This window comes from Roseateles asaccharophilus (genome assembly GCF_004362405.1).
Lineage (GTDB): Bacteria > Pseudomonadota > Gammaproteobacteria > Burkholderiales > Burkholderiaceae_C > Kinneretia > Kinneretia asaccharophila.
In genome coordinates this window covers 1-7,535 of record NZ_SNXE01000016.1, presented here as the reverse complement: position 1 = coordinate 7,535, position 7,535 = coordinate 1, and the positions used below count along the sequence as shown (strand labels likewise).

Below are 7,535 nucleotides of genomic sequence, written 5' to 3'. Positions count from 1 at the left end.
CCTCAATGCGATGCTGCGCGACCAGGCAGTATGGAACGCAGCCAAGCACCTTGCTTCGGGGCCAACGGCTTGACTTCGAAGACAGTTGCTAACCCCTCGTTCGAGCCGACGCGCTACGACAGCCAATGCCTGGCCGCTCCAGGCCAAGGTGTTCATGGTCCTTGCGCGGCCAGTCATCGTCTGCCTCCGCGCGCGTCTCAACTCGAACGTTGGGCGTCATGACCTCACCTCTCACCTGGCTTCGTGCAAGACTGTCGGCCAGCTCGCAGGACATCTCGGGGTTTCACTACGAGCCGGCGGATCGCTCGTCACACTTCGCGGAGGCCGCACCGGGCCTGACAATTGGTACCTTTCGAGATGCACCACCGTGGATCGTCGTAGACGTTTCACTTGCTACAACTATTGTTGCTTCGTGGCCGGGGCGGCTATGGGAGGTTCAGGTCATCAAGCGGGCCTCGGAGCAGCCTGTGGCAAGCGCTGGCTACGTTCGTGCTACCGCAGTCCGTGTCGTCAGAGAACTGCCATCCGCTAACCTGTTTGGAGCCAACGGTGAGGCAGTTGCCTCAATCCTCGCTGTTGCATCCCAATTGACCCTGGAACAACGAGATCAACTGGCCCGCTTGCACAGTGAAGCCAGTGACGATGCCTGTTCACAAGTGTGGAATCGATGGCTAGCTGAATCAGACCCAACCAGCGCCCATTGCGGCGAGGACCATAGAAACACACTTGCGATTGGTGCTGGGAAAATGCGTTCCCCGCTTGGCTCTGCTCCCACCGTTCTTCATTCTGTTCTTTCTCGGCGTGCGACTGAGATCGATGGCTTAGCTGCCTTTATCGAAGACGACGAAGATCGCTACTTTGCTCCAATGTGGTCGAAAGCGTTTGCCAGCCTGTTGCATGCCTGTTTTGCAATGGGCGTGGATGCGAGCCTCGTTTCTAGAGAGCAACGTTCGGTGCTGATCGCCGCATACGACGGTATGACGGGTACCAAATGACGCCCAACCCATCAATCGAGCGGACCTCGCGCATAAAGCCGCGCGAGGCCGCTCATTTCAGACGTTGAGCCTCACCAATCGCCATCCGCCAATGACCAACGTTCTTGCAATCCTCATTGCCACCTCCGGGTTTTCCGCCGCTGTCGAAACGAGTAATGGGTTCGTGGAAAGGTCCTTTGAGAACACGGCCGCTGGTGCGGAGCAGTTCTGGGAGTTCGCCGAGCCGCTCATTCGCGCCGAGGGAAAAAAGGTCAAAGTCTGCACAGTGACGTTGGCCGAAGATGGTGGGGCCATCATGAACTGGCTGCTAGATGAAGACTTCGGCCCCGCCTCGATTTCCCGCTATGCATTCCGCGAGTTTGTAAGCAAGCACGGCCAGCCTGCGGAGTCGGCAGCAGTGGCCGCGAAGGCATGCCTTGCAATCTTGCCCTTCATACGGCGTGCGCAATGAGGCCCAACCATTCGCTCCAGCGGACGGCTTCGCCGTCCGCTGAGCTTTGACGTTAGCGGTCATGTCACTCTCTATTGAGTACTACCTCGCCGGTTCCGGCTGGGCTGAGTGCAAGGTGCAGTTCGGCGAGGCCAGATGCGAGGTTTCTGCGTCCTACTTGTCCGACGCGCTTGGGAACCTCGTTCTCGCTGCTGTGGCTGTGCTTGCCGGAGCGCACAGCATCTCAGTGGGGTTCGATGAAGAGCCTGGCGAGTACAGGTGGGCAATCGCGCGTTCTGGCAACAACCAGATCGACATACGTCTATTGGAGTTTCAGGAGCTTTGGGGCAACCGTCCAGACGCAGAAGGCAAGGTACTCATGCATTTTGCGGTCGAACCGCTTGACTTCGGTGAAGCGGTAGCTGCCGCAGCATCGCGAGTTCTCGAGCAATACGGCCTCGCTGGGTACAAAGACAAGTGGGTCCAGCACAGCTTTCCAAGTGCTCAGCTTGACTTGCTCAATGAATACCTTGCTCGGTGGCGGCGAGACCGCTAACCCCTCCATCGAGCGGACAGTCAAACAGCTACGCTGTTTGAATGCCGCTCATGTCGAACGTTGTGCAGCAAGCTAAGCAACGCATGAAGATCCGCCTTCGGCCCGTCGTTCGCCGGGATCTCGCGGGGGAATCCGCATCGCGCTTGTTCGAGTCGGGCGTAGTTCAAGTTCTGTCAGTTCCTGGCCGTCATGATCTTGCCTGGCTGAGCAAGGCCGCTTGTTCTCCGCTTCGTGTTTCGCCACCAGCGGGCAGGCGGACAGGGCGCTTGGCGCCTCGGGCGTTCGCCACGTGGGTACCGCTTCGGTATGCTGTGGGCCAGTTCCATGGCAGTGCCTCCGAAGTGGCTCTGCACAACCTGTCATTCGAGCGGACCGCCTTCGGCGTCCGCTCACTTTCACGTTGAGGCTGTAAAAAAAACCTCCCCTGCCGCGGGAGTCTCCGAATAGGGCGAGCAGGCGCCGGGCGCTGCAATCGAGGCCAGGTCAGAGGAGGCCCTTGATGCCGCGCTACAAGCCCCAGGTCCGAGGTGCGATGTTCCTGCCGGTGGTGCTGTCGGAGCAACTGGTGCCGGGCAGCTTCGCCTTTGCGCTGAATCTGCTGGTGGATGAGGAACTGGACCTCTCGGCGCTGGACGCGCGGTTTCGCAACGAGGCCGTGGGCGCCAGCGCCTACGACCCGCGTGTGCTGCTCAAGATCGTGCTGCTGGGTTACAGCCGCGGTCTGGTGTCCAGCCGGCAGCTGGAGCGGGCCTGCGAGCACGACATCCAGTTCATCGCGATCAGCGGTGACAGCCACCCCAGCCACGCGCAGCTGGCCAAGTTCGTCAGCAGCCTGGGGCCGCAGATCAAGGCGCTGTTCCACCAGGTGCTGCTGACCTGCGATGCGCAGGGGCTGATCGGGCGCGAGCTGTTCGCCATCGACGGCGTGAAGCTGCCGGCCAACGCCAGCAAGGAGCGCAGCGGCACGCATGCGGAACTACTGCACCGGGCACGACGGCTGGAGAAGGCGGCCGACAAGATCGTGAGCCTGCACCAGGCGCAAGACAGCCGCACCGGTGCACCCGGGGAAGAAGCGCTCGACGCACGCCGCCAGCAGCAGCGGGTGGACGCCCTGCGCCGCGAGGCCCAGCGCACGCGAGAGTTCCTGAGCACCACGCCAGCGCGGCGCAACCGCAAGGGCCAAGAGCTCAAGACCAACATCACCGACCCGGACAGCGCCAAGATGGCCACCAGCAAAGGCGTGATCCAGGGCTATGCCGCGCAGGCCACGGTGGATGCGGCCCACCAGCTCATCGTCGCGGCCGACGTCACCGGCTCCGGCTCGGAGCAGGCCATGCTGCTGCCCATGGTCGAGCAGGCCCGGCCCTTCGCCAGCGCCCAGACACTGCACACGGCCGACGCCGGCTACCACAGCGATGCCAATGTGCAGGCCCTGCACGAGCGCGACATCCCGGCCCTGATCGCCGACAACCAGATGCGCCAGCGCGACGAGCGCTTCAAGGACCAGGCCCCGCACAAGGCCAAGCCCGATCCGCTGTACGACAAGCAGCCCACCGGGCAAGACAAACCGCTCAAGCGCTTCGGACCCGCGGACTTCCGCTTCGACCCGCAGGCCCGCACCGCCACCTGTCCCGCAGGCCAGACGCTGTACAGCACCGGCGCGATCTACCGGGTGGGCAGCAAGGGGCTGCGACGCGAGGACTTCAAGGCCCGGCCCAGCGACTGCGGTGGGTGCCATCTGCGCGCGCAGTGCCTGCGCCACCCCGAGCGCACGCCCGCTCGCAAGGTGTCGCTGTTCCATGGCCGGGAGTTCAACGCACAAGACCCCAGCCAGTGCATGCGCCAAGCCATCGACAGCCCGAGAGGGCGCAGCCTGTACAGCCAGCGCATCGCCACCGTGGAGCCGGTGTTCGCCAACCTGAGGCACAACAAGCGGCTGAGCCGCTTCACGCTCAGGGGCCTGAGCAAGGTGGGCACGCAGTGGCAACTGTTCTGCCTGGTGCACAACATCGAGAAACTGGCGCACAGCGGCTGGAGGCCGTGAGGGCCAAGGCCAGGGCCGTGATATCCCCCATCAGCAGGCCTTAGTCGCGCTCACGGGCGCCCGCAGTTGGCGCCACAATCACCCGCAATGAAAACCCTGCTGTACCAGCGCCTGTTCCGCCCGCTAACGTCCGTGACGCGTCGGCCATGGGTTATTGGACAGCCTCGTTAGAGCGCTCATGCAATGCGTTGGTGAAAGACCTATAGCCTTGACTGGGGCGGCAATCGACGATCGATTGGCGAAGGTCGCTTCCGAACTCAAGAAGAGGGATGCCGTCTTGGTGAGGCAGAAAGACTCAGAAGTGTCTTTTGTTTCCTGTTCTGTTCACCTTGGCCCAAGTAGCTTTGTGTTTCTTGGGCATGGTCGCTTATCGGTCAAATCAAGTGGCGACGGCAACTCGATTTGCTTTTCAGTTGAAGTTCCGATGGTGGACAACGCTTTTTTTGGTCTGATATTTAGCACCGTTCTAGCTGTCCTTGTTCTCTCTACTGGGGTCGGGTGGTTCCTTTCGATATGTGCATTTTCGGTAGCTATTGCGATTTATATGCGCTGGGCAAAAAATGTGGCACGCGAATGGATGGAGTCGGTTCTTGAAGGCAGCGATGCCAAACAAGCGCTCTAACCTTTCATTGCATCCGACCCTGACCGGCTACGCCGGTCGGTCGGCTGAACTCCAACGTTGGACGTCATGAAGAAACTTCTCGCGACTGTCGCGGCTTTTCTCTGCACTGGTTTTGCGCAAGGATCTGATTTTGTCAACGGGCGTTCAGTGATATCGCTTGCTCAACTGAACGAGATGTTTGCAGACATGCGGTCCAATCCGGGCTACCGGAAGTGGGACGTCGATGGTCCTCTGCTTTGGGGCTACTTCTTTACCGATCCAAGCTCCAAGAAGCTACAGGCGGCAGCCGACCATCTGTCCAGCAATGGCTACCGCTTCGTCAAGATCTTTCCCACTGAAGACAGAAGCACTTTCTTTCTGCACGTCGAAAAAATAGAGCATCACACCCCTGATTCGCTCCATCAGCGGAATCTCGAGTTTTACAAGCTGGCAAGTCGTTTCCGGCTTCAGTCCTATGACGGCATGGACGTAGGGCCAGCCGCGAGATGACGCCCAACCTTTCATTGCAGCGGACCTGCGCCAGCTATGCTGGCTGGTCCGCTGAACTCCGACGTTAGGCGTCATCAAATATATCGGAGGCACACGTGGCAGAGAACCCAACCGACTCTGAGGACCAAACGTACGCCACCTGGCGCACCCAACTAGTAAGGCTCATTACCGAGCAGGAAACGAGGTTCCGAGTAGGAAAGAGTCGCTGGAACTTCTGGTATTACGGCAGCATGTACGGCGCCGTCTTGTTCAGTGCGACATCAGCACTGGTACTCAAGTTAGAGATGGAGCGACTGAAGGGCGATTGGCAAACCGATGCGGCAGCGCTATTGGCCACACTCGCGGCAATATTGGGGACAGTCAGCTCAACTGGAAACTTCGAACGACGTTGGAGAACTTCACGTCAAGCGCAAGCGACTATGCAAAAACTTCAGGTTGATCTTCAAAGCCCCAACGCGGATCTGCTCTTGATCTCGAATGAGTACAAACGCGCAATAGATGAGTATCAACTCGGTGTGGTTGGGAATGACGCCTAACCCATCATTCCAGCGGGCCGCCTACGGCGGCCGCTGAATTCAATCGTTAGCCAGCGCATGCCAGTCATTCACTTCGGGACCAGCTCCGAGTACGTCAAGATCAGCCTGCCGCCTTCGTTTTCGACGGAAGCGTGGCTGCAGGTGGATGTGGAAATTGCGGTGTGCGGCTTCCAGGGCAGGATCGAACCGTGGGTCGAGCCTACGGATTTCGAGGCTTTCACCAAGCAGTTGCGGGCCCTATACGATTCTCTGCAAGGCGAAGCAACGTTGTGCCCACGCGAAGGCCAGTTCACCATCAAACTCGTCTGCACGCCCGGCGGCCACATCGAAGTCACGGGCGAGGCTTGGTCAAAGGCAACCTATGAGAACAAGCTTGAATACGTTCTTCAACTTGATCAGTCATTCCTGGCCGCACCGCTGCGAGACCTTGAGGGCCTCCGGGCTGCGGCGGGGAACAGCGTTGGCTAACCCGTTGCTGCAGCGGACGGCTTCGCCGCCCGCTGAGCGCCAACGTTAGCCATCATGCGAGGACTCGTCTTCTGCGCCGTGTCGATGGCTCTCATCGCATCCGCCCAGGCTTCATCAGAGAGTGAAGGCCAGGCTGCCGCAGCTTCAATCGCTGCCGCGAAGCCTCTCACCAAATGGGACCAGGCAACTCTGGTGAGCGGCGACTTCAACGGCGACGGTCGCCGCGACTGGGCAATGGTCGGCTACAAGGGGGCAGGACTCGAACTCGCGATACGGATTGCTGGCGTCAAAGGCCGAAAAACACGAACGCAGTTTCTTGCCTTCGGCATTGGCGCATCGATTCAGGCAGCAATATGCGAGGCTCCGGCGAAGCTACAAGTGGACGAACAGTTTTGCAGTCCGATGGACGAAGCACTGCCGGGATGTCGCCCTTCAAAGATCGCCAACTCGCTCAACCTTAGCGGTGGCGACTGCGATTCAATCCATCTTTACTGGAACAGCGACACTAGTCGAATGGAGTGGTGGCGGCTGTGATGGCTAACTGGTCAACCGAGGCGGACGCCTTCGGCGCCGCTCGTCTTCAACGTTATGCCGCATGAGAGAGGTCCCCGCCGGGCGTTGCACCCTAGAACCCCAAATCGCTGCGCACGCGCAGGAGATGTTCCGTGTCCTCAGCGACCCGGCTATCTACGAGTTCGAGAATGCGCCGCCGGACTCGGAGGCATGGCTGCACCGCCGCTTTGAGCTACTGGAGAGCCGAGGACCTGCCGATGGATCCGAAGGTTGGTTGAACTGGGTTGTCAGGTTACCCAGCGGCCAGCTTGCTGGCTATGTCCAGGCAACCGTCTCGCGTGAGGGGTGGGCGTACGTGGCCTATGAGCTGAACAGCCAGTACTGGCGGCAAGGTATCGGCAAGGCGTCGGTGAACGCCATGTTGCAAGAACTCAGGTCGGCATACGGAGTGCATGAGTTCATCGCGGTGCTCAAAGCCAAGAACTTTCGCTCACGGGCGCTGCTGCTTAGTCTGGGCTTTAGGGATGGCTCGGCCGAACAAGTTGAGAGGCATCGCGACGAGCAGGACGAAACCGTCATGGTGTTGGCGTAGCGGAGGGTGGACCATGCGGCATAACCCCTCGCTCGAGAGCGGACTGTCCACGGCAGGCCGTCTTGGCCGCCCAGCGCTCGCTGTCTATCATGCGCCGGTCGGCCAAGCCGTCCTGCCGTGGCCATCCGCTCAGCTCGAACGTTATGCGTACTAGGTCCCCCTCGCTGCTCCGAGCCGTACTCTTGGCAACGGTCGTGCACATTGCGCCGGGAATCGCGCACGCGAGTGACTTCCCTGGCGACTACATTGCTAAGGCCCTTGCCGAGGCCGTCCGCGGCAAGTCCGTCAAC

At 60.3% G+C, this 7,535-nt stretch carries 10 protein-coding genes; all 10 read left to right on the top strand.

Annotated elements, in window-relative coordinates; genetic code table 11:
• The first annotated feature begins 218 nt into the window (after nucleotides 1–218).
• The 10 genes from DFR39_RS19675 (at nucleotide 219) to DFR39_RS19630 (ending at nucleotide 7,245) form a co-directional block, all read left to right on the top strand.
• Nucleotides 219–995, top strand: a complete 777-nt coding sequence (locus DFR39_RS19675) for a hypothetical protein (RefSeq protein ID WP_133605543.1) — start codon at nucleotides 219–221, stop codon at nucleotides 993–995.
• Between the two features lie 64 nt (nucleotides 996–1,059).
• Nucleotides 1,060–1,446, top strand: a complete 387-nt coding sequence (locus DFR39_RS19670; RefSeq protein WP_133605542.1) for a hypothetical protein — start codon at nucleotides 1,060–1,062, stop codon at nucleotides 1,444–1,446.
• Between the two features lie 61 nt (nucleotides 1,447–1,507).
• A complete protein-coding gene (locus tag DFR39_RS19665; protein ID WP_133605541.1) occupies nucleotides 1,508–1,981 on the top strand; it encodes a hypothetical protein in 474 nt (157 codons plus the stop codon).
• A gap of 499 nt (nucleotides 1,982–2,480) precedes the next feature.
• Nucleotides 2,481–4,025: an IS1182 family transposase gene (locus tag DFR39_RS19660; protein WP_133605540.1), complete on the top strand. Its 1,545-nt coding sequence runs from the start codon at nucleotides 2,481–2,483 to the stop codon at nucleotides 4,023–4,025.
• A 178-nt stretch (nucleotides 4,026–4,203) separates the two neighbouring features.
• Nucleotides 4,204–4,647 (top strand): hypothetical protein, encoded by a 444-nt coding sequence (locus DFR39_RS19655; RefSeq protein WP_133605539.1) that lies wholly within the window; start codon nucleotides 4,204–4,206, stop codon nucleotides 4,645–4,647.
• Nucleotides 4,648–4,713: 66 nt separating this feature from the next.
• Nucleotides 4,714–5,136 carry a ribonuclease E inhibitor RraB gene (locus tag DFR39_RS19650; protein WP_162849602.1) on the top strand — a complete coding sequence of 141 codons (423 nt, stop codon included), beginning with the start codon at nucleotides 4,714–4,716 and terminating at the stop codon, nucleotides 5,134–5,136.
• A gap of 95 nt (nucleotides 5,137–5,231) precedes the next feature.
• Nucleotides 5,232–5,672 (top strand): hypothetical protein, encoded by a 441-nt coding sequence (locus DFR39_RS19645; RefSeq protein ID WP_133605538.1) that lies wholly within the window; start codon nucleotides 5,232–5,234, stop codon nucleotides 5,670–5,672.
• A gap of 57 nt (nucleotides 5,673–5,729) precedes the next feature.
• The gene (locus DFR39_RS19640; RefSeq protein WP_133605537.1) at nucleotides 5,730–6,140 is read left to right on the top strand and encodes a WapI family immunity protein; all 411 of its coding nucleotides are present in this window, start codon (nucleotides 5,730–5,732) and stop codon (nucleotides 6,138–6,140) included.
• 84 nt (nucleotides 6,141–6,224) lie between these two features.
• Complete coding sequence (locus DFR39_RS19635) at nucleotides 6,225–6,674, top strand: hypothetical protein (RefSeq protein ID WP_211343926.1); 450 nt, start codon at nucleotides 6,225–6,227, stop codon at nucleotides 6,672–6,674.
• A 61-nt stretch (nucleotides 6,675–6,735) separates the two neighbouring features.
• Entirely contained in the window at nucleotides 6,736–7,245 is a 510-nt protein-coding gene (locus tag DFR39_RS19630; protein ID WP_133605535.1) for a GNAT family N-acetyltransferase, read from the top strand.
• Nucleotides 7,246–7,535 lie beyond the last annotated feature (290 nt).

Coding starts and splice junctions, on each gene's coding strand:
- DFR39_RS19660 (WP_133605540.1), top strand. CDS start 2,481: ATGCCGCGCTACAAGCCCCAGGTCCGAGGTGCGATGTTCCTGCCGGTG.
- DFR39_RS19635 (WP_211343926.1), top strand. CDS start 6,225: ATGGCTCTCATCGCATCCGCCCAGGCTTCATCAGAGAGTGAAGGCCAG.
- DFR39_RS19655 (WP_133605539.1), top strand. CDS start 4,204: ATGCAATGCGTTGGTGAAAGACCTATAGCCTTGACTGGGGCGGCAATC.
- DFR39_RS19665 (WP_133605541.1), top strand. CDS start 1,508: ATGTCACTCTCTATTGAGTACTACCTCGCCGGTTCCGGCTGGGCTGAG.
- DFR39_RS19650 (WP_162849602.1), top strand. CDS start 4,714: ATGAAGAAACTTCTCGCGACTGTCGCGGCTTTTCTCTGCACTGGTTTT.
- DFR39_RS19640 (WP_133605537.1), top strand. CDS start 5,730: ATGCCAGTCATTCACTTCGGGACCAGCTCCGAGTACGTCAAGATCAGC.
- DFR39_RS19675 (WP_133605543.1), top strand. CDS start 219: ATGACCTCACCTCTCACCTGGCTTCGTGCAAGACTGTCGGCCAGCTCG.
- DFR39_RS19630 (WP_133605535.1), top strand. CDS start 6,736: ATGAGAGAGGTCCCCGCCGGGCGTTGCACCCTAGAACCCCAAATCGCT.